At 69.2% G+C, this 25,982-nt stretch carries 28 protein-coding genes; 14 read left to right on the plus strand and 14 right to left on the minus strand.

The window, feature by feature from the left end; genetic code table 11:
• The first annotated feature begins 115 nt into the window (after window positions 1-115).
• The 3 genes from fusA (at window position 116) to QM582_RS01855 (ending at window position 4,330) form a co-directional block, all read left to right on the plus strand.
• On the plus strand, window positions 116-2,176 hold the full coding sequence (gene fusA, locus QM582_RS01845) for an elongation factor G (RefSeq protein WP_415081271.1): 2,061 nt from the start codon (window positions 116-118) through the stop codon (window positions 2,174-2,176).
• A gap of 131 nt (window positions 2,177-2,307) precedes the next feature.
• Window positions 2,308-3,501 (plus strand): elongation factor Tu, encoded by a 1,194-nt coding sequence (gene tuf / locus QM582_RS01850; RefSeq protein ID WP_415081225.1) that lies wholly within the window; start codon window positions 2,308-2,310, stop codon window positions 3,499-3,501.
• A gap of 334 nt (window positions 3,502-3,835) precedes the next feature.
• Window positions 3,836-4,330, plus strand: a complete 495-nt coding sequence (locus QM582_RS01855; RefSeq protein ID WP_415081227.1) for an aromatic ring-opening dioxygenase LigA — start codon at window positions 3,836-3,838, stop codon at window positions 4,328-4,330.
• A gap of 122 nt (window positions 4,331-4,452) precedes the next feature.
• Here QM582_RS01855 and QM582_RS01860 read toward each other — a convergent pair whose 3' ends face one another.
• The 5 genes from QM582_RS01860 to QM582_RS01880 form a co-directional block, all read right to left on the minus strand.
• Complete coding sequence (locus QM582_RS01860; protein ID WP_415081229.1) at window positions 4,453-5,523, minus strand: permease prefix domain 1-containing protein; 1,071 nt, start codon at window positions 5,521-5,523, stop codon at window positions 4,453-4,455.
• Window positions 5,520-6,539: a permease prefix domain 1-containing protein gene (locus QM582_RS01865; RefSeq protein ID WP_415081231.1), complete on the minus strand. Its 1,020-nt coding sequence runs from the start codon at window positions 6,537-6,539 to the stop codon at window positions 5,520-5,522. Before QM582_RS01865 ends, QM582_RS01860 begins: the two co-directional genes overlap by 4 nt.
• A complete protein-coding gene (locus QM582_RS01870; protein ID WP_415081233.1) occupies window positions 6,536-6,859 on the minus strand; it encodes a PadR family transcriptional regulator in 324 nt (107 codons plus the stop codon). Before QM582_RS01870 ends, QM582_RS01865 begins: the two co-directional genes overlap by 4 nt.
• Window positions 6,860-6,934: 75 nt before the next feature.
• Window positions 6,935-7,849, minus strand: a complete 915-nt coding sequence (locus tag QM582_RS01875) for an SDR family NAD(P)-dependent oxidoreductase (protein ID WP_415081235.1) — start codon at window positions 7,847-7,849, stop codon at window positions 6,935-6,937.
• Between the two features lie 168 nt (window positions 7,850-8,017).
• Complete coding sequence (locus QM582_RS01880) at window positions 8,018-8,539, minus strand: hypothetical protein (protein WP_415081237.1); 522 nt, start codon at window positions 8,537-8,539, stop codon at window positions 8,018-8,020.
• Between the two features lie 99 nt (window positions 8,540-8,638).
• Here QM582_RS01880 and QM582_RS01885 point away from each other — a divergent pair, with 99 nt between their 5' ends.
• The gene (locus QM582_RS01885; RefSeq protein WP_415081239.1) at window positions 8,639-9,394 is read left to right on the plus strand and encodes a hypothetical protein; all 756 of its coding nucleotides are present in this window, start codon (window positions 8,639-8,641) and stop codon (window positions 9,392-9,394) included.
• Window positions 9,395-9,398: 4 nt separating this feature from the next.
• On the opposite strand, the gene QM582_RS01890 is transcribed toward QM582_RS01885, so the two are convergent.
• The 3 genes from QM582_RS01890 to QM582_RS01900 all read right to left on the minus strand — a co-directional run bounded on the left by QM582_RS01890 (window position 9,399) and on the right by QM582_RS01900 (window position 12,615).
• A complete protein-coding gene (locus tag QM582_RS01890) occupies window positions 9,399-11,081 on the minus strand; it encodes a glutamine--tRNA ligase/YqeY domain fusion protein (RefSeq protein WP_415081241.1) in 1,683 nt (560 codons plus the stop codon).
• Between the two features lie 83 nt (window positions 11,082-11,164).
• The gene (locus tag QM582_RS01895; RefSeq protein WP_415081243.1) at window positions 11,165-12,319 is read right to left on the minus strand and encodes a hypothetical protein; all 1,155 of its coding nucleotides are present in this window, start codon (window positions 12,317-12,319) and stop codon (window positions 11,165-11,167) included.
• Entirely contained in the window at window positions 12,316-12,615 is a 300-nt protein-coding gene (locus tag QM582_RS01900) for a hypothetical protein (protein WP_415081244.1), read from the minus strand. Before QM582_RS01900 ends, QM582_RS01895 begins: the two co-directional genes overlap by 4 nt.
• A gap of 72 nt (window positions 12,616-12,687) precedes the next feature.
• Here QM582_RS01900 and QM582_RS01905 point away from each other — a divergent pair, with 72 nt between their 5' ends.
• Window positions 12,688-12,843 carry a hypothetical protein gene (locus QM582_RS01905; protein WP_415081245.1) on the plus strand — a complete coding sequence of 52 codons (156 nt, stop codon included), beginning with the start codon at window positions 12,688-12,690 and terminating at the stop codon, window positions 12,841-12,843.
• 22 nt (window positions 12,844-12,865) lie between these two features.
• On the opposite strand, the gene QM582_RS01910 is transcribed toward QM582_RS01905, so the two are convergent.
• Window positions 12,866-13,162, minus strand: a complete 297-nt coding sequence (locus QM582_RS01910; protein ID WP_415081247.1) for a hypothetical protein — start codon at window positions 13,160-13,162, stop codon at window positions 12,866-12,868.
• A 139-nt stretch (window positions 13,163-13,301) separates the two neighbouring features.
• Here QM582_RS01910 and QM582_RS01915 point away from each other — a divergent pair, with 139 nt between their 5' ends.
• Window positions 13,302-13,487 (plus strand): hypothetical protein, encoded by a 186-nt coding sequence (locus tag QM582_RS01915; RefSeq protein WP_415081249.1) that lies wholly within the window; start codon window positions 13,302-13,304, stop codon window positions 13,485-13,487.
• Here the strand turns inward: QM582_RS01915 and QM582_RS01920 are convergent.
• Complete coding sequence (locus QM582_RS01920) at window positions 13,459-15,201, minus strand: sensor histidine kinase (protein ID WP_415081251.1); 1,743 nt, start codon at window positions 15,199-15,201, stop codon at window positions 13,459-13,461. The genes QM582_RS01915 and QM582_RS01920 overlap by 29 nt on opposite strands.
• Window positions 15,198-15,854, minus strand: a complete 657-nt coding sequence (locus tag QM582_RS01925; RefSeq protein WP_415081253.1) for a response regulator — start codon at window positions 15,852-15,854, stop codon at window positions 15,198-15,200. The genes QM582_RS01920 and QM582_RS01925 overlap by 4 nt, the downstream gene beginning before the upstream one ends.
• Window positions 15,855-16,022: 168 nt before the next feature.
• Between QM582_RS01925 and QM582_RS01930 the strand changes: the two genes are divergently transcribed.
• From QM582_RS01930 to QM582_RS01945, 4 genes are all read left to right on the plus strand, one after another.
• On the plus strand, window positions 16,023-16,409 hold the full coding sequence (locus QM582_RS01930; RefSeq protein WP_415081254.1) for a hypothetical protein: 387 nt from the start codon (window positions 16,023-16,025) through the stop codon (window positions 16,407-16,409).
• A 156-nt stretch (window positions 16,410-16,565) separates the two neighbouring features.
• Complete coding sequence (gene gltX / locus QM582_RS01935) at window positions 16,566-17,957, plus strand: glutamate--tRNA ligase (RefSeq protein WP_415081272.1); 1,392 nt, start codon at window positions 16,566-16,568, stop codon at window positions 17,955-17,957.
• On the plus strand, window positions 17,954-18,673 hold the full coding sequence (locus QM582_RS01940) for an SDR family NAD(P)-dependent oxidoreductase (RefSeq protein ID WP_415081256.1): 720 nt from the start codon (window positions 17,954-17,956) through the stop codon (window positions 18,671-18,673). The genes gltX and QM582_RS01940 overlap by 4 nt, the downstream gene beginning before the upstream one ends.
• On the plus strand, window positions 18,670-19,581 hold the full coding sequence (locus tag QM582_RS01945; RefSeq protein ID WP_415081258.1) for a sucrase ferredoxin: 912 nt from the start codon (window positions 18,670-18,672) through the stop codon (window positions 19,579-19,581). The genes QM582_RS01940 and QM582_RS01945 overlap by 4 nt, the downstream gene beginning before the upstream one ends.
• A gap of 126 nt (window positions 19,582-19,707) precedes the next feature.
• Here the strand turns inward: QM582_RS01945 and QM582_RS01950 are convergent, their stop codons facing one another.
• Both QM582_RS01950 and QM582_RS01955 read right to left on the minus strand, forming a co-directional pair.
• Window positions 19,708-20,118, minus strand: a complete 411-nt coding sequence (locus QM582_RS01950) for a DUF6855 family protein (protein ID WP_415081259.1) — start codon at window positions 20,116-20,118, stop codon at window positions 19,708-19,710.
• Between the two features lie 114 nt (window positions 20,119-20,232).
• A complete protein-coding gene (locus QM582_RS01955; RefSeq protein WP_415081260.1) occupies window positions 20,233-20,409 on the minus strand; it encodes a hypothetical protein in 177 nt (58 codons plus the stop codon).
• Window positions 20,410-20,535: 126 nt separating this feature from the next.
• On the opposite strand from QM582_RS01955, the gene icmF reads away from it, so the two are divergent.
• Window positions 20,536-23,592, plus strand: coding sequence for a fused isobutyryl-CoA mutase/GTPase IcmF (icmF, locus tag QM582_RS01960; protein ID WP_415081261.1), 3,057 nt, complete (start codon window positions 20,536-20,538; stop codon window positions 23,590-23,592).
• A gap of 22 nt (window positions 23,593-23,614) precedes the next feature.
• Here icmF and QM582_RS01965 read toward each other — a convergent pair whose 3' ends face one another.
• Complete coding sequence (locus QM582_RS01965; protein WP_415081263.1) at window positions 23,615-24,205, minus strand: GtrA family protein; 591 nt, start codon at window positions 24,203-24,205, stop codon at window positions 23,615-23,617.
• Between the two features lie 56 nt (window positions 24,206-24,261).
• Here QM582_RS01965 and QM582_RS01970 point away from each other — a divergent pair, with 56 nt between their 5' ends.
• From QM582_RS01970 to QM582_RS01980, 3 genes are all read left to right on the plus strand, one after another.
• Window positions 24,262-24,819, plus strand: a complete 558-nt coding sequence (locus tag QM582_RS01970) for a helix-turn-helix transcriptional regulator (RefSeq protein ID WP_415081265.1) — start codon at window positions 24,262-24,264, stop codon at window positions 24,817-24,819.
• 49 nt (window positions 24,820-24,868) lie between these two features.
• Window positions 24,869-25,303 (plus strand): VOC family protein, encoded by a 435-nt coding sequence (locus tag QM582_RS01975; protein WP_415081266.1) that lies wholly within the window; start codon window positions 24,869-24,871, stop codon window positions 25,301-25,303.
• Between the two features lie 139 nt (window positions 25,304-25,442).
• Window positions 25,443-25,889: an iron chaperone gene (locus QM582_RS01980; RefSeq protein ID WP_415081268.1), complete on the plus strand. Its 447-nt coding sequence runs from the start codon at window positions 25,443-25,445 to the stop codon at window positions 25,887-25,889.
• The last annotated feature ends 93 nt before the right edge of the window (window positions 25,890-25,982 follow it).

A 25,982-nucleotide genomic window follows, 5' to 3' on the forward strand; every position in this document is an offset into this window, starting at 1 on the left:
GGCGGGGGAGAGCTTCTCGCCTGCCCGCCCAGATCAAGAACCAAGATTCGAGGAAATTTCAATCGTGGCCATCAACGTGAACACCGACCTGGCCAAGGTGCGCAATATCGGCATCATGGCCCACATCGACGCGGGCAAGACCACCACCACCGAGCGCATCCTGTTCTACACCGGCATCAACTACAAGATCGGTGAGGTGCACGACGGCGCCGCCACGATGGACTGGATGGAGCAGGAGCAGGAGCGCGGCATCACCATCACGTCCGCCGCGACGACCTGTTTCTGGAAGAACTACCAGATCAACATCATCGACACCCCCGGGCACGTCGACTTCACCGTCGAGGTGGAGCGTTCGCTGCGCGTCCTGGACGGTGCCGTCGCCGTGTTCGACGGCGTCGCCGGAGTCGAGCCGCAGTCCCAGACGGTGTGGCGGCAGGCGACCAAGTACGGCGTCCCGCGGATCTGCTACGTGAACAAGCTGGACCGTACCGGCGCGTCCTTCGACTTCTGCGTGAAGACGATCCGCGAGCGGCTGAACGCCACCGCGGCCGTGCTGCAGCTGCCGATCGGTGCCGAGGCCGACTTCATCGGCGTCGTCGACCTGGTCGAGCAGCGCGCCCTGACCTGGCGCGGCGAGACCAAGATCGGCGAGGACTACGAGATCGAGGAGATCCCGGCCGAGCTGGCCGACGCCGCCGCCGAGGCCCGCGAGGAACTGATCCAGGTTCTCGCCGACCACGACGACGACTTCGCCGAGCAGTGGCTGGAGGCCGAGGAGGGTGGCGAGGAGCTGACCGCCGCCCAGATCAAGGGCGCCATCCGGCGCGCCGTGATCGGCAACAAGATCACCGCCGTGATCTGTGGCACCTCGTTCAAGAACAAGGGCGTGCAGCCGATGCTGGACGCGGTGGTCGACTACCTGCCGTCGCCGCTGGACGTCCCCGCCATCGACGGCTTCAAGCCCGGCGACGAGGAGACCAAGGTCGAGCGCCACCCCTCCAACGAGGATCCGCTGAGCGTGCTGGCGTTCAAGATCGCCGCCGACCCGCACCTGGGCAAGCTGACCTTCGTCCGAATCTACTCCGGCGTGCTGAAGGCCGGCATGCAGGTGCTGAACAGCACCAAGGGCCGCAAGGAGCGGATCGGCAAGATCTACCAGATGCACGCCAACAAGCGTGAGGAGATCGAGTCGGTCGGTGCGGGCATGATCGTGGCCGTGATGGGTCTGAAGGACACCACCACCGGCGACACCCTGTGCGACCCGGCCAACCCGGTGGTGCTGGAGTCGATGGACTTCCCGAACCCGGTCATCGAGCAGGCCATCGAGCCGAAGTCGAAGTCCGACCAGGAGAAGCTGTCGGTCGCCATCCAGCGGCTCGCCGAGGAGGACCCGACCTTCCGCGTCCACACCGACGAGGAGACCGGGCAGACGATCATCGCCGGCATGGGCGAGCTGCACCTGGAGATCCTGATCGACCGGATGAAGCGCGAGTTCCGGGTCGAGGCCAACATCGGCAAGCCGCAGGTCGCCTACCGCGAGACCCTGCGCCGTGCGGTGGAGAAGATCGAGTACACCCACAAGAAGCAGTCCGGTGGCTCCGGTCAGTACGCCAAGGTGCTGATCAACCTGGAGCCGCAGGAGGCCGGTGCCGGCTACGCGTTCGAGAACGGCATCACCGGCGGACGCATCCCGCGGGAGTACATCCCGGCTGTCGACAAGGGCATCCAGGAGGCGATGGCCTTCGGTCCGCTGGCCGGCTACCCGGTCGAGGACATCAAGGTCACCCTGGTGGACGGCGCCTACCACGACGTCGACTCCTCGGAACTGGCCTTCAAGATCGCCGGTTCGATGGTCTTCAAGGAGGCCGCCCGGAAGGCCGATCCGGCCCTGCTCGAGCCGCTGATGGCGGTCGAGGTGACCACTCCGGACGACTACCTGGGCACCGTGATCGGTGACCTGAACAGCCGCCGCGGCCAGGTCCAGGGCATGGAGGAGCAGCACGGCAACCAGGTCGTGCGGGCGCTGGTGCCGCTGAGCGAGATGTTCGGCTACGTCGGCGACCTGCGGTCCAAGACCTCCGGCCAGGCGTCCTACTCGATGGAGTTCAGCCAGTACGGCGAAACTCCGAAGACCGTCGCCGACGAGATCATCGCGAAGGGCCGCGGCGGAGCCTGAGTTTGACTCTCCCGCGACCGTAGACAAGACTTGGTGGGTCCGCGCCCAGGTGCGGACAGTGACCAGGGACATACACCCAACCCAGACGACGCCGCGCGAACCACGCGTGGTGACACCCAGAAGGAGCCTCAGTGGCAAAGGCCAAGTTCGAGCGGACCAAGCCGCACTGCAACATCGGCACCATCGGACACATCGACCACGGCAAGACCACTCTGACCGCGGCGATCACCAAGGTGCTGCACGACAAGTACCCCGAGCTGAACGCGGTTTCGGCCTTCGATCAGATCGACAAGGCGCCCGAGGAGCGTCAGCGCGGTATCACCATCTCGATCGCGCACGTCGAGTACCAGACCGAGGCTCGTCACTACGCGCACGTCGACTGCCCGGGTCACGCTGACTACGTCAAGAACATGATCACCGGTGCCGCTCAGATGGACGGCGCGATCCTGGTCGTGGCGGCCACCGACGGCCCCATGCCGCAGACCCGCGAGCACGTCCTGCTGGCTCGCCAGGTCGGCGTCCCGGCGATCGTCGTCGCGCTGAACAAGTGCGACATGGTCGACGACGAGGAGCTCATCGAGCTGGTCGAGATGGAGGTCCGCGAGCTGCTGGACGCCCAGGAGTTCGACGGTGACAACGCTCCGGTCGTCCGGGTCGCCGCCTTCCCGGCGATGCAGGGCGACGAGAAGTGGGCCGAGTCGATCCTCGAGCTGATGAACGCTGTGGACGAGTACATCCCGCAGCCGGAGCGCGAGACCGACAAGCCGTTCCTGATGCCGATCGAGGACGTCTTCACCATCACCGGTCGTGGCACCGTGGTGACCGGCCGGATCGAGCGCGGCATCGTCAAGACCGGCGAGACCGTCGACATCATCGGCATCGCCGACAAGAAGCAGACCACCACCATCACCGGTGTGGAGATGTTCCGCAAGATCCTCGACGAGGGTCGCGCGGGCGAGAACGTCGGCCTGCTGCTGCGTGGCACCAAGAAGGATGACGTCGAGCGCGGCATGGTCGTGATCAAGCCGGGTTCGACCACCCCGCACACCGACTTCGACGCCAACGTCTACGTGCTGACCAAGGAGGAGGGTGGCCGTCACAAGCCGTTCTTCTCCAACTACAGCCCGCAGTTCTACTTCCGCACCACCGACGTGACCGGTGTGGTTCAGCTGCCCGAGGGCACCGACATGGTGATGCCCGGTGACAACACCGACATGACCGTGCACCTGAACAAGCCGATCGCCATGGAGGACGGCCTCAAGTTCGCCATCCGCGAGGGTGGCCGCACCGTCGGCGCCGGCCGCGTCACCAAGATCATCAAGTGATCTGACGCAGTTCGCTGCTGCAGACCCCTCGCCCTTCGGGGCGGGGGGTCTGTGCTTTCTCCGGGCCGCGGACGAGCCCCTCACGGCGCGGGAAGTCGAACCCTCAACCACCTGTCCGGCGCGACGGGAGGCGGGGTCAAGGCGTCGAGGATGTGGGGACGGGGAGCCGGTCGGGGCGGCGGATCGGGTCGTCGATCGCGACCTGCCGAGCAGGTTTACTTGGCCCGAGGTTTCTACTACGCTATGTCGTAGATGATCGATCAACGATCACTCGTGGCAGCTGTGGATGGCCGTCCATGTATCTCGGGAATGACTGTAGACAAGGGAGACCACAATGACCAAGGCGTCAGGTCCAGCCAGATTCATCGCGATTCTCAGCATCATCTTCGGCCTGATCGCGATCGGCGGCGGCGTCGCCACCTGGGCGACGGTGACCAGCCAGCTGGCGGCCGAGAACATCACCGTTCCGAAAGACTCACCGCTGGTTCCGGGAGCCAAGGTGCAGGATCCGATCTCCGCCTACGCGCAGGCCGAGATCATCAATCACCACGCCCTCGCGATGAGCGGCGGCAAGACCTACGCCGAGCTCGGAACGATGATCACCGAGGCGAAGAACGCCGGTGACACCGCCAAGGCGGACGAGCTGACGGCGACCCGGACCACCCTGATGAACGCGTCGTTCCTGCGGGCCTCGCTGTTCACCTCGGTGCTGGCCTACGGCGTGTCGCTGCTGGTCGTCGGGCTGGGTCTGATGTTCCTGCTGACGGGATGGGCGCTGGCTTCGCTGGCCCGTCCGCGGGTAGTGCAGGGCGGTTCCGATCGGAGTTGATCGGGGTCGTCTGAGCCGGGCTTGAGTTGGACCGTCATTCAGGTCCGGACGTGGAACGGCCACCGGGGAGTTTGTCTCCTCGGTGGCCGTTCCGGTGTTTGGGGCGAGCTCGGGGCCGGCGCTCAGGCGAGCCGGACGGCGTCCTGGTCCGGCGCCGAGGTGGCAGGAGCGGCGGGTTGCCGGGACCGCCGGCCGAGGATCATGCTGGCCAGCACCGGGAGCACGACCAGAAGGGTGTGCAGCTGGCCGAGCAAAGGTGTGGGCGCCCAGCCGAGGTAGCCGACGGTGCGCCTGAGTTCGGCGATCACGATCGCGACCGGGGCGAGGGCGACCTGCTGCAGGAAGTGGATGCCGCAGCCGGCGGAGGCCAGCAGGATCAGTGAGACTCGCACTCGATAGCGGGTGTAGGTCATCACCACGCCGGGCTTCGGTGCCCGCTCGGCGCCAGCAGTCAGGGCGGGGTCCATCCCGGAGGTCCAGAGCAAGGCGAGCGTACACAGCAGGGCGAGGTCGACGCCCAGCGCGGCGGCCATGCTCCACCCGATCCTGGACGCCGGGTTCAGCGGCTGGACGGTGGCGGCCAGGCCGGTGGCCACGGTGAGGGCTCCGCTGAGCAGCGCCCAGCGCCGCGTCGGGCGGAGCCAGGGTTGGCGTCCGGCGAACTGCACGACGGCGACCGCCATCGCGATGGCGGCGACCAGGAACAGCAGAGTCGCGGATGCGGTGTTCAGGCCGGCCAGGCCGAGCGGCAGCGGCGGGAAGAAGGGGGCCAGTTCCCAGTCCTCCCCGCGGCCCAGGCACTCGTGAAGGGTGCCCGCGCTCATGCCGTCGACCTCGCCGGCGCCGACACGATCGCACGGCAGATCGTGCAGCAGGGTGGCCACGGCGTAGGCGAGCGCCGCCAGGATCAGCAGCAGCTCGGCGATCAGGAACGGGCGGCGCGCCACGATCACCAGGTCGCGGCCGCGCAGCCAGCCCCGCTCGACCCGGACGCTCCGGGCGACGGTGCGGGCGTTGCCCAGGCGTCCGATCGCCACCGCGTCGGCCTGTGCGGGGTTCATGCCGTGCCGGGTGAGCGTTTCCGTGGACTCCCGCAGGTGGTCGTCGAGTTCGGCGACCACGTCGTCCGCCCCGGGAACTCCGGTGAGCTGCCGGCGCAGGTCGGCGCGGTACTCGTTGATCGGGTCACTCATCGGAGTCCTCCATCGATCGGGCTCAGGGTGAGCGTTTCGGGGTATGCGGCTGCGCTTCGCGTCCGTGGGCCGAACCGTGCCACCAGCAGGCTGCTCACAGCGGCGACGGTAATGATGCCGGAGGACAGGTAGCCGGCGCCCGGCCCGGTGTCCCAGTTCAGCCCCGTGAGCCCGCCGGCGAACGCGTAGTCCGCGAAGGCCCAGAAGAGGCCCGAGGTGGTGATCGCGATCAGCATCAGCGCGGCGCTCCAGCGGAACGTGGTGTAGGTCATGGTCGTCGCGGCCGCCGTACGCGGTTCGCGTCCGAGGCCGGGATGCAGGGGAGCCGTCATGGCGCCAAGTGCCACGAAGGCGAAGATGTCCACGGCGTGCAGCGCGATCCTGGTCCACTCCTGGGGTTCGGCGGCCGGATCGAGAGCCAGCACCAGGGTGTGGACGGCGAGCGCCGCGACGGGGACGGCGGGGAGCGCGACGAACCACCGGACGATCGGACGCCACGGCTGGCCGGTCGCGAACAGCGTCCAGGCCAGGGCGATCAGGGTCAGGGCGGCGAGCCGGAAGCCGTCGGCCGCCGGGCTGCGTTCGGCCGCCTCAGGGGCCAGCGGGAAGGCCGCCGAGGTGTCCATCCGTGCCAGGCAGGCGGGATCGATCCAGTCCGGGGTGACCGCGCCGCCGCCGCACGGCAGCCAGTGCAGGTAGGTGGCAGACGCCGCCGCCGCGCTGGCGAGCAGCAGCAGGAGCGCGGTGATCCCGAAGGTCAGCCGGGACGCCGGTGCCGGATCGGAAGGCAGCGGGCGTCCGTGCTCGGCGCGCAGCCGGCGTCCGATCAGCGCCGGGGTACCGAAGCGCTGCACGGCCTGCCGGGCCGCCGCGTCCGGATCGGTGCCCTGCCGGGTCAGCGCGTCCGCCGCCTCGCGGAGGTGGTCCTCGACCTCGGTGAGGGTGTCGTCGGTGCCGGACGCGCCGTTGAGCTCGGCGCGCAGCGCGTCGCAGTAGTCGTCGATCGGGTCGTTCATCTGCGGTGTCCGGTGATCGAGGCGACTGCGGTGGTGAAGCTGGTCCAGGCTTCCCGTTCGTCCGCCAGCTGCCGGGTGCCGCCCTGGGTGAGCCGGTACGACTTGCGCCGGCGTCCCTTCACCTCGCTCCAGCTGGCGGTGATCAGCCCGGCCTTCTCCAGCCGGTGCAGGGCCGGGTACAGGGTGCCTTCGGGGACGTCGATGACCTCGTCGCTGCGCCGGCGGAGCTCCTCGATCACCGCGTAGCCGTGCATCGGGTTGTCGGCCAGCACCGACAGGATCAGGTAGTCCAGATGGCCCTTGAGCGCGTCACCCTTCATACCCAGTGAACCTAGGCATAGGAAGTCTAAGTGTCAAGGGGTGGGGTGGGACGAAAAGAACCGTCCCCGCATCGTTCAGTCGCGCGGGAAGCTGACGCCGAGAAGCTCCTCGGTGGCCTCCCACAACGCGGTGAGGGCCTTGGCGGAGCGGGCCTGGCGCGGCAGTGGGGCCTTGCCGACCGGTCCGGCGGTGCCGAACACGCCGATCGGGCCGTAGTACCCGCCGGCGGCGGCCTGCCGGCTGGCGGCGCAGAACACCACCGGCTGGGCGCCGTCCCCGGCCGACTGCATCAACCGGGTGGTTCCGCCGATGAACTCGCCGAGCCGGTTCATCGGGCCGCCCGAAAGCAGCCCGGTGGCGGCCCAGCCGGGGTGTGCGGCATGCGCGTTCAGCCCCCACTCGCCGGCGGTGCTGTGCCGCTGCAGCTCGCGGGCGAACATCACCATGGCCAGCTTGCTGGTGGCGTAGGCGCGTCCGCCCGACCAGCGTCGCTCCAGGTCGAGGTCCTCGGGCCTGATCCGGCCGTTCTTGGCGACCAGCGAACCCAGCGCAACCACCCGGGCCCGGCTGGCCCGGCGCAACGGCTCCAGCAGCTGTGCGGTCAGCGCGAAGTGCCCCAGGTAGTTGGTCGCCATCACCCGCTCGTGGCCGTCGACGCTCAGCTCGCGCCGCCGGGTCGCACCGATGCCGGCGTTCAGCACCAGGATGTCCACCCGGCGATCGGTGTAGTCGGCGGCGAAGCTCTGCACCGAGCTCAGGTCGGACACGTCCAGGTGGGCGACGGTGTGGCTGCCCTCCGGACGCTCGGCGCGCAGCTTCTCGGCCACCGCCTCACCCTTGGCGACGTCGCGGACGGCGAGCACCACGTCCGCCCCGGCCATGCCCAGGGCCCGGGCGGTGGCCTTGCCGATCCCGCTGCTGGCGCCGGTGACGATCGCCAGCCGGCCCTTGCGCGAGGGGATGGTGAGCGGGGTCAGTCGGTCCCTCATCGGGCATCTCCTGGTCTGCGGGGGTCATGACGTTTCGAAGCCGTCGTGTCGGAGCCTATGGGGCGATCCGCCGCAGACCCGGCGACGACACGGAACGCGGACGCCAAGACTCGCCGGCGCGGACCGGTCTCGACAAGCTCGACCGACGATGATCGGCGCTTCCTCGGGTCAGTGACCGACCGGCACGGGCGGCACCACCGAGCGGAAGTTGTTCGCCGGGTTCGGGTCGGGGCAGTCGGAGTAGACGAAGGCGGCGATCGGCACCTGCGCGTAGCTGATCTGGACGCTGGCCGAGAGGTGCAGGGCGACGTGCTGGCCGACCCCGAGGGGGCTCGGCAGCTCGAAGACCACGAAACCGGTGGACGGCGCGGACTGCACCGCGGCGCCCGGGTCGCCGACCGCGGGGAAGGTAGGCCCGACCGACGCGGGCGGGTCGGTGTCGAGCAGATTGGCGGTCGGCGGCAGGACCACGACGCAACGGACGTTGCGTGCGTCGTCGTCGTTGTCGGATGCCACCTCGACGGCGATCTCGTGCCGCACCCGCATCGCGCCGTCGCGGTGGCTGTGAACCTGCAGATCCTCGATCCGGACGTCCGCGGCGGACACCTCCGGGGCGAGGATGACCGGCGGGTGGGGCCTGGGCTCGGGCACCGTCAGCGAACGGTCGAACGGGAATCGGGTGTCGGACATGTCTCCTCCTGGGCGACGGACTGGGATGTGCGGACTCAAGAGCGCTGGAGCGAAGAAGAAAATACTAGATACTATGTAAGATGACAGTAGGATCGGCAGGTGTCAACAGATCGAACGCCCGTGGCCGACACCACTCCCCGGCGCACCCGGCGGCGACGATCGCCGGAAGACACCCGACGGGCGCTGCTGGCCGCCGGGCTGGACATCCTCGTCGACGACCCTGCAGAGCATGCCTTCGACCATCTCAAGGCAACCCGGGTGGCTGCTGCCGCCGGGCGGACCACCGGCGCGTTCTTCCATCACTGGCCGTCGCAGGACGACTACGTCCTGGACCTGATCGACTTCGCCTTTCAGCCCGAGCAGTCGACCACCCTCCCGCTCGTCGAGCGTTTCGTGGCCGAGGAGTTGATGGCCGGCCATCCGCTGGGGGACGTGCTGGCCCGGGCGTGCGAACTGACCTTGGAGCATCTCCCTGGAGATCCGCAGACGATCATCGAGTATCTGCTCTGGAAGCGGGCGGTCACCGACCGTGAGTTCGGGCGCTGGCTGATGGAGCGATTCCACCGGCTGGACGGAGAGGGTGCGCAGACCTTCGCCCGGTTGCTCGAACTCGCGGACCGGCGACCGCGTCCGCCGTTCACCGCCGAGACCGTCTCGGTGATGCTGCCGGCCCTGATCCAGAGCGTTGCCCTGCGGCACCTGGTGGACCGCGAGGACCTGCCCGAGGGCGTCACGCGCTGGATCGTGCTGTCGGTGATCCCGTTGCTGACCGCGGGGCCGGGCGATGACCTGGACGCCGACGAGTACACGGTCGAACTGCTGCGCCGGACAGGCCTGGATCGACCGGTCCGCTGAGGGTTCAGCGGCCCCCGGAGGCCTGCCGCTTCTGGATGGCCGCCCATTCGTCGCGCAGCCCCACCGTGCGGTGGAACAGCAGCGGCTGCCCGGCGTCGTGGGCGAAGTAGCCGAGCCGCTCGAACTGCACCACCGCGCCCGGCTCGGTGTCGGCCAGCGCGGCCTCCAGGCGGCATTCGGTGAGCAGTTCCCGGGACGCCGGGTTCAGGTCGTCCAGCGGCTCGCCGGTGCGCTCCCCGGGCACCGCGGCGGAGAACAGCCGGTCGTAGAGGGCGACGGTTCCAGGGACGGCGTGCGCGGCCGACACCCAGTGCATGGTCGACTTCACCTTCCGTCCGTCCGGTGCGTTGCCGCCCCGGGACGCCGGGTCGTAGCTGGCGTTGACCTGGACGATCGCGCCGGAGGCGTCCTTGACGACGTCGGTGGCGGTGACCAGGTAGGCGCCGCGCAGCCGCACCTCGCGTCCGGGGGAGAGCCGGAAGAATTTCGGCGGCGGCACCTCGGCGAAGTCGTCCGCCTCGATCCACAACTCCCCGCTAAAGGCGACCTCACGGACGCCGTCCGCCGGGTTCTCCGGGTTGTTGGCCACCTCGAAATGCTCCACCTGACCCTCGGGCCAGTTGGTCAGCACCAGCTTGAGCGGCTTCAGCACCGCCATCCGGCGCTGCGCGGTGGCGTTCAGCTCGCGTCGCACGTACGACTCGAGCGCCTCGATCGACTGCCGGCTGTTGGTCCGGGTGGTGCCGATGTCGCGGCAGAAGGTGCGAATCGCGGCCGCCGGGTAGCCGCGCCGGCGCAGCGCCCGCAGGGTCGGCATCCGGGGGTCGTCCCAGCCGTCCACGACTCCGGTGTCGACCAGGGTCTTCAGCCGGCGCTTCGACGTCACCGTGTGGGTGAACTCGAGCCGCGCGAACTCGATCTGCTTCGGCTGGTCGGACGGCAGCGGCAGCTGCTCCAGGTACCAGTCGTAGAGCGCCCGGTGGGTGTCGAACTCCAGGGTGCAGATCGAGTGCGTGACGCCCTCGATCGCGTCGGACTGGCCGTGCGCCCAGTCGTAGGTGGGGTAGATGTCCCAGGTGTCGCCGGTGCGGTGGTGGTCGGCGTGCCGGATCCGGTACATCACCGGGTCGCGCAGCTGCATGTTCTCGTGCTGCATGTCGATCTTGGCGCGCAGCACCCGGGAGCCGTCCGGGAACTCGCCGGCCCGCATCCGGCGCAGCAGATCGAGGTTCTCCTCGACGCTGCGGCCGCGGTACTCGCTCTCGACACCGGGCTTGCCGAAGCCGCCGCGCTGCGCCGAGATGGTCTCGATGTCGGAGTCGTCGACGTAGGCCTTGCCCTGCTCGACCAGGTACTCGGCCCAGGCGTACAGCTGCTCGAAGTAGTCGGACGCGTGCAGCACGCTCTTCGGCGTGTAGCCCAGCCACTCGATGTCGGCGACGATCGAGTCGACGTACTCGGTCTCCTCGGTGTCCGGGTTGGTGTCGTCCAGCCGCAGGTTGCAGACGCCGCCGAAGTCGTCGGCGATGCCGAAGTCGACCACGATCGCCTTGGCGTGGCCGATGTGCAGGTAGCCGTTCGGCTCCGGTGGGAACCGGGTCTGGACGCGTCCGCCGTAGACGCCCTGCTCGTTGTCCCGCCGGACGATGTCGCGGATGAAATCGCTGGCGGCAACAGGCTCGGTCATGGACGTCAACCTATCAATCGGACGTCCGGCGTCGGCGCTCGGAGGGAACGCCGAGATCGGGCTCGGCCCGAGGCGGCCGGTGGTCAGCGGGCTGGTTGGTAGCTGGGTCGGACGGCGATGGCGAGGACTTGTTGGCCGGTGGGGGTGACGTCGGCGAGGCCGGGGAGGTTGCGGGTTTCGAGGAGTTGCATGGTGTGGGCGGAGTAGATCTGTAGGTGTGCGGTGTCGCGGTTGGGGGAGTACTCGAAGCCGATCAGGTAGTCGCCAGCCAGTGTCCAGTGGTCGATCGGGCCTCGGTACGCGATCATGCCGTCGCGTATTTTTCGGGTGATCCCGGTGGTGAGGTTGGTGCGTCGGCCGATGCCGGTGGCGTCGACCCAGAGCAGGTCATTGCCGTCCAGCCAGCGCGGCATTGATGACGCAAGGGTGGGGAGTTGCAACCCGAAGGTGCCCTGGGGTGTTTTCAGTGGTGCGCGTTGGATCGTTCCGTTGGCGGTGTTCCATTGCCAGATCTCCATTGGGATGCTGCTGATCGGGCCGTTCAGGAAGGGGTGCCATAGCCCGATTACCTTGCCGTCGCGACAGGGGGAGCCCATGACGTCATCGACAAACTCGCCGGGGACGGCATCGCCCACTCGTTGAGGTGGCTGGCGGGCTGGTGGGTCGAGCCGGACCAGTTCGGAGGTAGAGACGACCTCGATCGTCGGCCCGGCGAGGTAGAAACCGTTGTGGCAGGAGGCGATGGCGAAGGCGGTGCTGTCGATCAGGTCGTGGTTTGATTCTTCGTTGATGCCGTTGTAGACGATGACGCCGGTGTGGTTTTGGCCGTTGGCGAGTCCGTCGTTGAAGAGGACGACGCGGCGGCCGTTGCCGTCGCCGCGCATGCCGAGGACGGTGCCTGCGTCGCGGCTTCGTCGTCGGCGTTCCATGGTGGTGTCGGTGATGTGGAAGTCGTCGGTCTGGTCGATGAAGAACAGGCCTTTGTTGTCCCAGATCAGTCCGTTGCCTTCGATTCCGTGGTGGGTGACCATGGAGACCGGTCCGTTGCGGTCGTAGAGCACGACTCTGCCGCTGGGGGTGCGGCCGTTGACCCATTCGGTGATGTAGACCGCGACGTCAGCGTTTCCCAGGCCGGTCGATGCTGGTGGCGATACTCGGGATTCCGGTGCGGTGCAGCCGGTCAGGGTGAGTGTGATCCCGAGAGTGATCGCGAACGCTCGCCGAACGAACCGACTCATGGATTGTAGGTGTAGGTGTTGGCGCTCTTCTCGATGTCCCAGGGGAAGACCGCGAGGAACTCGGCCGTGTTGAGCGTTTCCCCGTCGAGGTCGATGCCGCCCTTGCGCTTGTAGGCGCCCCAGACCAACTCCGAGCAGTTCACCAGCAGGATAGGGTTGAGTGACGTGCCGCTGAATGAGAACCCGTCGGGCACCTTGTTCGTGAACACCAGCGGATTGTAGAACTGGCCCTCGTAAGTCTTTCTCGCGTACTTCGCCACGTCGACCTGAGCGTCGATGGTGAGCGAGGTCGTCATGTATACCGTGCCCGGTCCCATCATGACCTGGCTTCGGTGCTGTACCTGGGCGCGATACTATACCCCTGGAGCATGAAGGATCTGTTCCTGCGCAACATACAACCCGGTGTGGCCGAAGTTCCGTGCGCCGACCGTCAGGCCGTTCGTGGTCACGAAGATATCGCCGACATAGCGGGCAGCCATCGCGGGGTGCCGCCACCACCGCTGTCGGACATGGGGGTGGAGTGACCGGCTGGAACGGAGTCGGTGCCTATGCCGAGCGACCCTTTGAGCGACGACTCGCATTCGCTTCCTTCTTCGCCTTGAGCATGGAGATCGTCGATTTCAACGCCTTGGTCTTGGTGATCTTCCGCTTCTTGGCGATGTAGGCGACCGCGTCCTTCAGCTTGGACTTGCTGACACCCGGCACCAGCTTCGCCAGGGTCTTCCAGTCATCGGCGGCGACTGCAGAGGGACTGGAGGCCAATGTGCTGACGGGGAGGAACAAGAGCACCACCAACGCGACTATCCAACGCTTCATTGCGACTTCTCCTTCGACATTCGACACCCAGGGGTTACCTCACCGTAGGCGATCGGACTGCCGTCCGTTGCGTGATCCGGCAGAACTCATGGCTGAGAATCCGCTGAGGGCTCGTCGGTCCGGCGAGGATCGACTCGTTCGAACGGCGATGCGGCAGCATGAGCGGGTGAACGAGATCGCACGGGCACTCGGCTTCAACCTGCTCAGCTCGCTGACCGCCGGGCGCCAGCGGCGGCTGGTTCGCGGTGATCCCGACCGCATTGGCGATGCTGCTGGCGAACGTGTGGTCGCTGGCCGTCGCCTCGTACCGGCTGACCGGATAGTCAGCTGGTCGTCGGCAGGGTCAGCCTGACCAGGCCGCCGCCGGCCTCCAGCCGCCCGCCGACCGCCTCGGCCCGTTCGCGCATCGAGTTCATGCCCACCCCGGGCGCCCAGACCCCACCGATCCCAGGATCGCGGACCTCCATGCGCCACGTCCGATCCGTCGTGGCGAAGCTGACCGTGGCCTGGTGCGCGCCGGAATGACGCGCCACATTGGTCAGCGCTTCGACCGCGATCCGGTAGGCGGCGGCCTCGCCGGCGGCCGACAGCCCGCTGACCCGGTCCTCACCCTCGAATCGGACCGTGAGTGGCGCCCCGCCCACGGCACGCAACCCGTTGCACCAGGTGCGCAGCGCCCCGATCAGGCCGAGTTCGTCCAGCGCCGGCGGACGGAGGCCGTCCACCAGCTGCCGCACCTCGACGATCGCGGCGGCGGCGTCGGCCCGCAGCTGGGCCAGCAGTTCCGCGGCGGCCGCCGGGTCGCGATCGAGGAGGTTGCCGGCGGCGTCCGCGGTGAAGACCACCCCGGAGAGCAACGGGCCCACGCCGTCGTGCAGGTCGCGGCGGAGCCGGCGGCGCTCGTCCTCGATCGCCGCCACCGCCTGGCCTCGGGACGCGCTCACCTGTTCGGCGAGCAGCTGGGCGTGGACGGTGCTCGCCACCAGCGGGGCGATCAGGCCGATCACCTCCAGGTCGGATTTCGTCCAGTTGCGTTCTCCGGTCCGCAACCCGGCGATCAGGGTGGCCGTCCGATCCGGGCCGACGTCGAGGGTGAATCCGGTGCTGTCGGGCACCTCGGTGCCGCTGGTCACCGGCGGCCGTCCGGCCACGTCCAGCCGCAGGTAGGGCAGCGCCAGGGCCTCGCGAACGCCGTGCAGTGCGTCGGTCAGATCACTGCCGACCATGCCGGCGAACGACGTCAGGACCCGGATCGGGTCGGGGCGGACGCCGAACAGCATGCGTTCGAAGGTCCCGTACAGCCAACGGCGGGTGGGGGCGACGCCCAGTGCCAGCACGGCGCAGACGGTGACCACGGTGGACGTGCCCAACGGCTGCCCGGTGAACGCCTCGACCCCGAACACCAGGGTCGAGGCGGCGGCCAGGAAGCACAGCACCACGGCCAGGGTGACCGCGATCGTGGTGATCATCCAGCGCACGTCGACCAACTCGGGCTCGACCACCCCGATGGTCATCGCCACCGGAATCAGCAGCGCCATCAAGTAGCCGACCATCACCACTGCGACCTCGTCGCCGGTCGGGGCCACCGCCTGGTAGCCGAAGCCGAACAGTGCGGCGGCGAGCACGGCGAAGGCGGACACCGCCACCGTCCACTGCATGGCGGAGCGGTCGGCCGGTGTCCCACGCTCCAGCACCCACCAGGCGTGGCCGATCAGCAGGATCGCGACGACGATGCCGAGCCCGTCGGCCGAGGCGGGCCTGATCAGCCCGGCCGCCGCGCAGCCTGCCACCGCCAGCACGGTGACCCAGGCGACCGGCCGTGACCGTCCGGCCGCGAACCGGGGGTAGCCGGCCAGGGCGATCGGACCGGACGCCAACCCGGCCACCGCCGCCAGGTCGACCGGGACGCCGGCCGAGCGCAGCACCGAGTCGGCCAGCAGCAACGCCCCGGACGCGGCCGTCGCCAGTGCCGTCAGCCGTCCCGCGCCGACCCGCCACAACGCCCAGCCCGCCGCCAGCCAGGTGACCGCGCACAGCACGACCGCGGTCTGCGCGGCGATGCTCACGGCCGGCCCAGACCCTCGTCGCGGGCCCGGATGATCGCCTGATGGCGTCCGTCGACCGACAGCTTGGCGAAGATCGACGACAGGTGGTTGGCGACCGTCTTCTGGGACAGGAAGAGCCGCTCGGCGATGGCGGCATTGCGCAGCCCGGCGGCCACCAGATCGAGCACCTCGCGTTCCCGCACGGTGAGTTCCGGGAACGGCTCGGACGGGGCTGCCGGTGCGGCGGCGGTGCCGTTGAAGTGGCTGATCACCCGCAGCGCGACGCCCGGGCTGAAGATCGCCTCGCCGGCGGCGACGGCGCGGATGGCCCGGTCGATCTCCTGCTGCTCGGCGCCTTTGAGTAGGTAGCCGCGGGCGCCGGCCCGCATCGCCGCGAACACCGCGTCGTCCTCGTCGAGCATGGTCAGCATCAGTACCGCGACGTCCGGGGTGGCGGTCCGGATCGCCCGGGTTGCCTCCAGCCCGTCCTGGCCGGGCATCCGAATGTCCATCAGCACGACGTCCGGCCTGGTCAACTGCACTTCGCGGACCGCAGCGACGCCGTCCGCCGCCTCGCCGACCACGGTGTAGCCGGGCAGCGACTCCAGCAACGCACGCAACCCCCGGCGGACGACCGGATGGTCGTCGACCAGCACCACACGGATCGGGTCCACAGCGGAAGTCTGGCACCGCGGGCGCCGAATGGAACGGGAAGAATCTCCTATGCCGGCCGGGAGCATCGTCGGCCACGATGAGGAACGACGACCGATTCGCCGGGACGCCACGCCGCCGAACGATGGAGGTGCCGGCAATCGGGCCGGCATTGACAGCGGAGGTTCGACATGACCACCACCAGTTCCCCCACGTCGACCAAGTGGTCGACCGCCAACCGGGTCGGTCTCGTGCTGACCCTGATCCTGGGCGTGAGCAACGCCACCAGTGCCTTCTTCCCGACCCCGGACGGCCAGGTCGGCCCGCCGTTCGAGATCCTGCTCGCCGACACCGTGCTCGCCGTCGTCGTGGTGGTCGCCGTCGTCGTGGCCTGGATGCGGGGCAGCCGGATCGCCGCCCGGATCGCCGCCGGCTGCGTGATCCTGATCGCGATCTCGGCGATGCCGGCGTTCTTCGTCGACGTCCCCCCGGCGGTCAAAGCGCTGGTCGGGGCGATCACCCTGGTCACCGTGCTGGCCTGCGGCCTGATGCTGGCACCCGCGCAGCGCAAGGCTTGAGCGGCCGACGACCGAGGCGGCCGGCGTCCCTGGGCGTGGAGCGGGTCTCCATCCCAGGGGGTGGCCGGTTAGGCTGGTCCGGTTATGACCCAGACTCCTGCTCGCCTGCGCGTCGCACCCTCGCCCACCGGGGATCCGCACGTCGGCACGGCCTACATGTCCCTGTTCAACAAGGCCTACGCCGAGGCCACCGGTGGCGCCTTCGTGCTGCGGATCGAGGACACCGACCGCGCCCGCTTCGTCGCCGACTCCGAGCAGCAGATCTTCGACACGCTGCGCTGGCTCGGCCTGCCCTGGGACGAGGGTCCGGACGTCGGCGGACCGTACGCGCCGTACCGGCAGTCGGAGCGGCTGGACACCTACCGGCCGTTCGTCGAGCAGCTGATCGAGCAGGGGCACGCCTACTACTGCTGGTGCTCCACCGAGCGGCTCGCCGAACTGCGCGCCGAGCAGCAGGCGTCCAAGGCGTCCGTCACAGGCTACGACCGGCTCTGCTACGGGAAGACCCGGGACGAGCGGGCCGCCCTGCCCGGCTTCACCGAGACGCCGGTGGTGCGGATGTTGATCCCGGACGACGCGCCGCTGAGCTTCACCGACGTGATCCGCGGCGAGGTGAACGCGCCGCGCCCGGACGACCAGGTGATCCTCAAGGCGGACGGCTTCCCGACCTACCATCTCGCGGTGGTGGTCGACGATCATCTGATGGGCATCACCCACGTGGTGCGCGGCGAGGAGTGGATCAGTTCCACCCCGAAGCACATCCTGCTGTACCGGTTCCTGGGGCTGACCCCGCCGGCGTTCGCGCACATGCCGCTGCTGCGCAACACCGACAAGTCGAAGATCTCCAAGCGGAAGAACCCGGCCGCCCGGTTGGTCTGGTTCCGGGAGCAGGGCTACCTGCCGGAGGCGCTGCGCAACTTCCTGCAGCTGCTCGCCTACCCGCCGGTGGGGGAGTCGGAGGTGGCCACCTTCGAGCAGTTCGTGGCGGCGTTCGACTGGGCCAAGGTCAGCACCGTCGGCCCGATCTTCGACCTGACCAAGCTGAACTGGCTGAACGGCGAGTACATCCGTGCGCTGGCGCCGGACGAGCTGGCGGCCCGGATCGTCGAGCACCTGCAGTTCACCGGTGAGTGGACGGACGTCGACCCGGCGAAGGCGGAGCTGCTGCGGCAGGCCACCCCGCTGATCCAGGAGCGACTCGGGGTGCTGTCCGAGGCGCTGCCGAAGCTGGAGTTCCTGTTCACCGCGGACGCCGACCTGGCGATCGCCGACGACGCCCGGGCTCAGTTGGGCGACAACGCCGCCGCTGTGCTGGACGCCTCGATCGCCGCCTTGGAGGTGGTGCAGCCGTTCGCCGCCGACGAGATCCAGGCGGCGCTGCGGGCGGCGCTGGTGGACGGGCTCGGCTTGAAGCCGCGGTTCGCGTTCGGCCCGGTGCGGGTCGGGATCACCGGTTCGCGGGTGTCGCCGCCGCTGTTCGAGTCGATGGAGCTGCTCGGCCGGGAGTCGAGCCTGAGCCGCCTGCGGGCGCTGCGCGCGACGCTATGAGCGTCGTCGCGATCTTCGGTGGACGCTCCGAGATCGGTCTGGAGATCGCCGCCCGGCTGGCTGCCGGGAACACGGTGGTGCTGGCGTCGCGTCCGGGTGGGGCGCAGCCCGAGGTGGCCGGTGCCGAGCGGGTGTTGCACGTCGACTTCGACGCCGACGACGTGGCCGGGCACGCGTCCGTGGTGGAGCAGATCGAGGCCGAGACCGGGCCGATCGACATCGCCGTGCTCACCTTCGGGGTGCTGGGTGACCAGCAGCTGGCCGAGACCGACGCGGCCGAGGTGGTGCGGATCGTGCACACCGACTTCGTCGCCCAGGCGTCCCTGCTCACCGTGCTCGCCGACCGGATGCGCGGTCGCGGCGCCGGCACCCTGGTGGCGTTCTCGTCGGTGGCCGGGCAGCGGGTCCGGCGTCCTAACTACGTCTACGGCTCGGCCAAGGCCGGACTGGACGGTTTCGCGTCCGGAATGGCGGACGCCCTGCACGGCACCGGCGTCGAGCTGGTGATCGCCCGTCCCGGGTTCGTGATCGGACGGATGACCGAAGGCATGAGCCCGGCGCCGTTCTCGTCCACCCCCGATCAGGTCGCGGACGCGGTGGTGCGGCGGCTGCGCGACGGGGGTCCGGTCGAGTTGTGGATTCCCTGGCAGCTGCGGGCGATGTTCTTCGTGGCGCGGTTCGTCCCGCGAGCGATCTGGCGGCGGATGCCGCGATGACCTGCTCGGCCATCTGGGACGACGTCGGCCTGCCGGCGTGGGGCACCGCGCCCCGGGCATCGTTCTGGGTGGCCGTCGAGCAGGCCGGACCCTGGGGTGCGAAGGCGTTCACCCAGTCCCGGCTCGACCCGGCGGTCGGCGCGGCGATCGAGACCGCGGCGCTGGACGCCGGCGGGCGGGCGCTGCTGATCCGGCGTCCGATCGCGCGGGGTGAGCAGGCCGACCGGCCGGTGCGCCGGGTCTACCTGGCCGGCGGACTGACGGGCCGGCCCTGGCTGCTGACCGGGCAGGTGGGTGAGCCGGCCGAGGTGCTGACGTTGCCGTGGGGCGAGCTGGCGACCCTGGATGCGGTCGACGTGCTGCGGCGGGTCGACTGGCTGGCGCCCCTGGACCAGGGTGTGCTGCTGGTCTGCGGCAACTCCAAACGTGACCTGTGCTGCGCCCAGCGCGGACGTCCGATCGCCCTGGAGCTGGAGCGGGAGCATCCCGGCCGGGTCTGGGAATGCACCCACACCGGCGGACACCGGTTCGCGCCCACCGGGATCGTGCTGCCGACCGGTCAGTCGGTGGCCCGGCTGACCGTCGACATCGCGGCGGCGGCGCTGACCGCCGCGGACGCCGGGCGGTTGGCGTCCGAGACCTTCGGACCCTGGCACGACCGTGGACGGGGCCACCTGGAACCGGTCTGCGCGGTGGCCGAGGCGCACGTCCGTGAACTGACCGGCGAGACCGATCCCGCCGCGCTGGTCGCTGTGGACTCCGGTGACTCCACGGTCGAGGTGACGCACACCGACGGCCGGGTCTGGACGGTGCGGCTCGCCCTGCAGGAACACCCCGAACAGTTGCCCGAGTCCTGCGGCAAGGCAGCCGTCGCCGCACGCACCTGGTCGGTGCTGGCGGTCAGCTGATCGAAGGCGCCGGATCGCTCGTCAATCGGCGACCGATCTGCGGGCCGCTTCGCGGGACACGGCTGGACGACCCCGGAATCGGTCGCTGATCCGCGAGCGGCGAACGGTTTCGGGACACCGCAAGTGTCAGTGGGTCGCCCGCATCCGGTTGTTCCGGGCGTCGTGGGTGAGTTCGGCGAGCCCGAGCGCCTCCAGCAGCGGCGGCAGGTACATGCCGAACCGGCCGCGGTAGCCGTTGCGCAGCCCGTACCAGCCGCCCACCGGGTTCGACTCGGACCGGCCCCATGCCTCGACGGTGCCCGCGGGCGCGGGCTTCTTCTCGTCCGCGGCGCCCAGCGGCACCCAGTCGCCCTGCTCGATCAGCCAGGCGTGCAGATCCTCGATGGCGCGCAACCGGTACTTCAACGTGGTCGAGCCGACCACGCAGACCAGGGTCGGCGGGTCCGCGTCCGGGTCGCGGTACATCGTGTACGAACTGGAGCCCGGTGCGGTGGTCAGCCGCCAGGGATCGTCCTTGGTTCCGGTTCCGTCGGCCATCTGGGTACCTTCCCGTCGTTGCGGGCAGTGGTTGTGCCTTGGACGCGGCTGCCCGTTCCGCGTCCCAAGGGTGGGGACACCGCTGCCGGCGGCACGTTCGGAGCGGTCGATCCGTCACAGTGGCACGCCGGTGATCAGGACCACCGCCCACACGGCCAGGGCCGCGATCCACAGGCCCGAACCGAGCCGGACAAGCGCGGACTCCGGCAGCCGGCGAAAGCCCGCAGACACGCCCACGAACACGAGTACGCCGGCGAGCAAGCCGACGACCGCAATACCGACATCGTTCATTGGCCGCCCCGATGCTCGACGATTCACCGATGATGGACTCCTGCTCCTGGGGCGGTCAAGACTCTGCAACGTCGCCCAGCTCGCCCCGGGCTCGACACGCGTTGTCAACGGGTGCTCAATGGAGCCATGAAGACCTCGCCGGTGCGGATCGTCACCGCAGCCGCCCTGTTCGACGGGCACGACGCCGCCATCACGGTGATCCGGCGGGTGCTGCAGGCGCGGGGTGCGGAGGTCATCCACCTGGGCCACGACCGCTCCGTCGAGGACGTGGTGAAAGCCGTCGTCGACGAGGACGCGCACGGCGTCGGGGTGTCGTCCTACCAGGGTGGGCACCTGGAGTACTTCGGCTACCTGGTCGACCGCCTCGCCGAGATGGGCTCGGACGCCAAGGTGTTCGGCGGTGGCGGCGGGGTGATCGTCGCCGACGAGATCGAGGCGCTGGCCACCAAGGGGGTGACCATCTACAGTCCGGCGGCCGGGCAGCGGCTCGGCCTGATGGGCATGGCGGACGAGGTGATCGCGGGGTGTCGTCAGGTGCAAGCGGGTCGGTCGCAGCCGTCCGGAAGTGGACCGAAAGAACCGTCCCCGCGGACGGCTTTGCCGCGGGCGATCAGCGTGCTGGCCGAGGGTGGACGCCTCGCCCTACCGGAGGGGCGTCCACCGGTGCTGGGCATCACCGGGACCGGCGGCTCGGGCAAGTCGTCGCTGACCGACGAGTTGTTGCTGCGGTTCCGGCGGCAGGCGCCGGCGCTGCGGATCGCGGTGCTCGCCGTCGACCCGACGGCCCGCCGGGGTGGGGCGCTGCTCGGCGACCGGATCCGGATGAACGCCCTGGACGGGGTCTACTTCCGTTCGTTGGCCACCCGGGGCGCCGCCGGCGGCATCCCGAAGGGTTTGGACGACATGATCCGGGCCTGCGGCGGCGCCGGCTACGACCTGGTGATCGTGGAGACCCCGGGCATGGGGCAGGGCGACGCCTCGATCGCCGACCATGCGGACGTGGTGCTCTACGTGATGACCCCCGAATACGGTGCCGCCACCCAGCTGGAGAAGATCGCCGCACTCGAGGTGGCCGACCTGGTCGCGATCAACAAGTACGACCGGCGCGGCGCGGAGGACGCCCGGCGCGACGTCGGACGCCAGCTGGTCCGCCACCGGGGCGCGTTCGGGGAGTCCTGGAAGGACCAGCCGGTGATCGGCACCATCGCGTCCCGGATCAACGACGACGGGGTGAACCGGCTGTTCGAGCGGCTGGGTGAACTGCTGGCTGCCGTGGGGGTCTCGACAAGCTCGACCAACGAGGACGAGGTCTCGACCAACGAAGACGGGAACTCGACCCGCGGGGGTGCGATCATCCCGCGCGGCAAGGAGCGATACCTGGCCGACGTCGCCGACACGGTCCGGGGCTACCACTCCACCACCGCCGAACTGGTGAAGGCCGTCCGGCGCCATCAGCAGATCGAGGCAGTGGCGTCCCTGCTGGAGGACCCCACCCCGCTGGACGACCTGCGCACCGCACTGCCGTCCGAGGCGGCCGAACTGCTGGACGCCTGGCACGCTCACCAAGACACCGAGCAGCCCACCAGCGAGACGCTGTCCGGGCTGACGCTGCCCAAGGTGGCGCTGCCGTCGCCCGAAACGGAAGCCGGGGAACTGGTCCGCTACCTGCGCAAGGAGAACCGTCCCGGCAGCTTCCCGTTCACCGCCGGCGTCTTTCCGCTGAAGCGGTCGGGGGAGCGTCCGACCCGGATGTTCGCCGGCGAGGGGGACGCCGCCCGCACCAACCGACGCTTCCACTTGCTGGCCGCCGGGCAGCCGTCCACCCGGCTGTCGACCGCGTTCGACTCGGTCACCCTGTACGGACGCGACCCGTCCCGACGGCCCGACATCTACGGCAAGGTCGGCACCTCGGGGGTGTCCATCGCCACCCTGGACGACATGCGCGACCTGTTCGCCGGCTTCGACCTGGGCGACCCCAAGACGTCGGTGTCGATGACCATCAACGGTCCGGCGCCGACCATCCTGGCGATGTTCCTGAACGCCGCCATCGACCAGGCCGGCGACCCCGAGGTGGTGCGTAAGGTACGCGGCACCGTCCAGGCCGACATCCTCAAGGAGGACCAGGGGCAGAACACCTGCCTGTTCTCGATCGACTTCTCACTACGGGCGATGGCCGACGTGCAGGAGTGGTTCATCGAGCACGGGGTGAAGAGCTTCTACTCGGCGTCGATCAGCGGCTACCACATCGCCGAGGCCGGGGCGAACCCGATCACCCAGCTGGCGCTCACCCTGGCGAACGGGTTCACCTACGTCGAGGCGTACCTGGCCCGCGGCATGGCGATCGACGATTTCGCGCCCAACCTGTCGTTCTTCTTCTCCAACGGCATGGACGCCGAGTACTCGGTGATCGGACGGGTCGCCCGCCGGGTCTGGGCGATCGCGCTGCGCGACCGGTACGGCGCCGGCGAGCGGGCGCAGAAGCTGAAGTACCACATCCAGACCTCGGGCCGGTCGCTGCACGCCGCCGAGATGGAGTTCAACGACATCCGGACGACGCTGCAGGCGCTGTGCGCGTTCTACGACAGCGCCAACAGCTTGCACACCAACGCCTACGACGAGGCGGTCACCACCCCGTCCCCGGCATCGGTGCGGCGGGCGCTGGCGATCCAGCTGATCATCGACAGCGAATGGGGGCTGGCCGCGGTGGACAACCCGCTGCAGGGCTCCTACCTGATCGAGCAGCTCACCGACCTGGTCGAGGAGGCGGTGCTGGCCGAGTTCGACCGGATCGCCGACCGCGGCGGCGTCCTGGGTGCGATGGAGACCGGCTACCAGCGCGGGTTGATCCAGGACGAGTCGATGCTCTACGAGGCTCGCAAGCACGATGGCACGCTGCCGATCATCGGGGTCAACACCTTCCTCGACCCGGACGCCTCGCCGGCGGCGCCCACGGTGTTGGCGCGAGGGACCACCGAGGAGAAGGAGTCGCAGCTCGCTCGGCTGGCCGACTTCCAGGCCCGGCACGCCGACGAGGCCCCGGCGGCGCTGGAGCGGTTGAAGCAGGTGGCGTTGTCCGGCGGCAACGTGTTCGACGAGCTGATGCGGACGGTGCGGGTGGCGTCCCTGGGCCAGATCACCGAGGCCTTCTTCGAGGTCGGCGGACGGTACCGCCGCACCATGTGACGCCCGTTCAGCCCACCGAGTTTCAGCCCACCGGGGAATTGCGGGGGATGGTCTGCTCGGGGTCGGTCGAATCCGGATCGGTGTCGTCGGCCGATTCCTGGCGGCGGCTCTTCGGGAACACCCACAGCCGCAGCAGCAGGTAGATGTAGATGCCCTCGCAGCAGGCCACCGTCACCCGGGCCACAGGCAGCGGCATGCCGGACGTGGTCAGCAGCGTGGCGACCGCCCAGATCCAGATCAGGTAGTTGCTGATCATCACCGCGGTGTACTTCCAGGACTGCTTGCCCAGGTCGCCGTGCTCGCGGAAGTTCAGCCAGCGGTTCAGGATGAACGCGTAGACGGCCGCGATGGCGTAGCCGAAGGAGAAGACCGCTCCGGTGATCCACGGCGCCGACTTCAGGCCCTCGGCGGTGATCGCAAGTGCCTTGTCGAGGCCCATCAGCACGCCCATGTCCAGCACGAAGGCGCTGCCGTTGATGATCGCGTAGCCGATGAAGGTGAGCGGGACGACCCGACGGAGCGCAGCGGGCAGCGCCCGATGGATACCGCCGGTGAAGTTCCTGAACCACAGTGCAGCGGGGCCGTCGGTGGCGGACGGTCCGTCGTTGTGCATGTCCGACAGTGTTGCGCGTCCGACCAAGCGTGACCAACAACTGGACACTTCTCGGCGTGGCTCGTCCGGTTCGGCGAGCGTTCTTCGGCCGCCCCGGCAACCGCTCGCCTAACTATTTCGGGCTCGCTGAACTCAGCGAGCCCGAAATAGTTAGGCGAGCGCTCGGGTGGGGAACCGGCGGGCGGGGCAGCCGGCCGGCGTGGGTGTGCCACCCTGGGCGCATGACCCCTGACGACCTGGTGCGGCTGCGCCGGGCCCGCGACCGGATGGACCGCGACTTCGCCGAGCCGCTGGACGTCCCGCAACTGGCCCGCGAGTCGCTGATGTCGGTCGGGCACTTCCAGCGCTCGTTCAAGGAGGCGTTCGGCGAGACCCCGTACGCCTGGCTGATGACCCGCCGGATCGAACGCGCCATGGCGCTGTTCCGCAACACCGACAAGTCGGTCACCGACGTCTGCATGGAGGTCGGCTGTACCTCGCTGGGATCGTTCAGCAGCCGGTTCACCGAGCTGGTCGGGGAGACCCCCAGCGCCTACCGCAACCGTTCCCACGACGAATTGCGCGGCATTCCGAGCTGCATCGTGAAGCAGGTCACCCGGCCGAGCCGGAACTGATCAGTTTTCGAGAAGTCGCGGCCGGGGGCGTCCGGCTAGCGTCGAGGACATGACAACAGCTCCCGCACTCACCCTGGCGAACGCCTTCGTCTACATCACCGACCCGGACGCCTCGCTGGCGTTCTATCGCGACGCGCTCGGCCTGTCCGTGCGCACCGACATCACCAACGGCGACTTCCGCTGGCTCACCCTCGGCACGCCCACCCAGCCCGAACTGGAGATCACCCTGAGCACCATCGGTTCGGGCGGACTGCCGATGACCGCCGCCGACCAGGCGGCGATGCTCGACCTGCTCGCCAAGGGCCTGGTCAGCGCGCTGATCTTCGACTGCGACGACGTGGACGCCCTGTTCGAGGCGGTGCGCGGCTCCGGCGCCGAGGTGCTGCAGGAGCCGACCGACCAGTTCTACGGCGTCCGGGACTGCGCCTTCCGCGACCCCGACGGCAACATGGTCCGGTTCAAGACCGATCTCGCCCGGGGCTGACCGATGTGCCTGCCGCCCTGGGTGGCCAGGGCGTTCGCGGACCAATCCCGAGCGCGGCGGATCACCCGGGACGCCGAGCGCCCGGGCGTCCGCCTCACCGCCATTCACCCACTCGACCGACCAGAGGAGACGATCGCTCATGGCTCGCACGACCAACAGCAGCGACGGGTTCACGCCTGAGGAACGCGCCGCGATGAAGGAGCACGCCGCCGAGCTGCGTGCCGCCAAGCGTCGCGACGGCAAGAAGGAACTCGAAGCGCAGGCCTGCCTGGACAAGATCGCCGAATTGCCGGACGCCGACCGTGCGATCGCCGAGAAGATCCACGCCCTGGTGGCCGCGCACGCTCCGGGCCTGTCCGCCAAGACCTGGTACGGCATGCCGGCCTACGCCCGCGACGGGCAGGTGATCTGCTTCTTCCAGCCGGCCAGCAAATTCAAGGCCCGCTACGGCACCTTCGGCTTCAACGACGGCGCCCTGCTCGACGACGGCAACGTCTGGGCGACCAGCTTCGCGGTCACCGAACTGACCGAGGCCGACGAGGCCTTTCTCGGCGCGCTGATCGGGCGGGCGGCGGCCCAGGCCTGATCCGTGGCAGGGTGCTGGCTGTGATCGAGGAGTACCTGAGCATCGCCGCGCCGGTCGAGGCCGAGATCGAGGACCGCCGCTCGCGCTTCCTGG

It is taken from the genome of Micropruina sp. (assembly GCF_047607385.1).
GTDB lineage: Bacteria > Actinomycetota > Actinomycetes > Propionibacteriales > Propionibacteriaceae > Micropruina.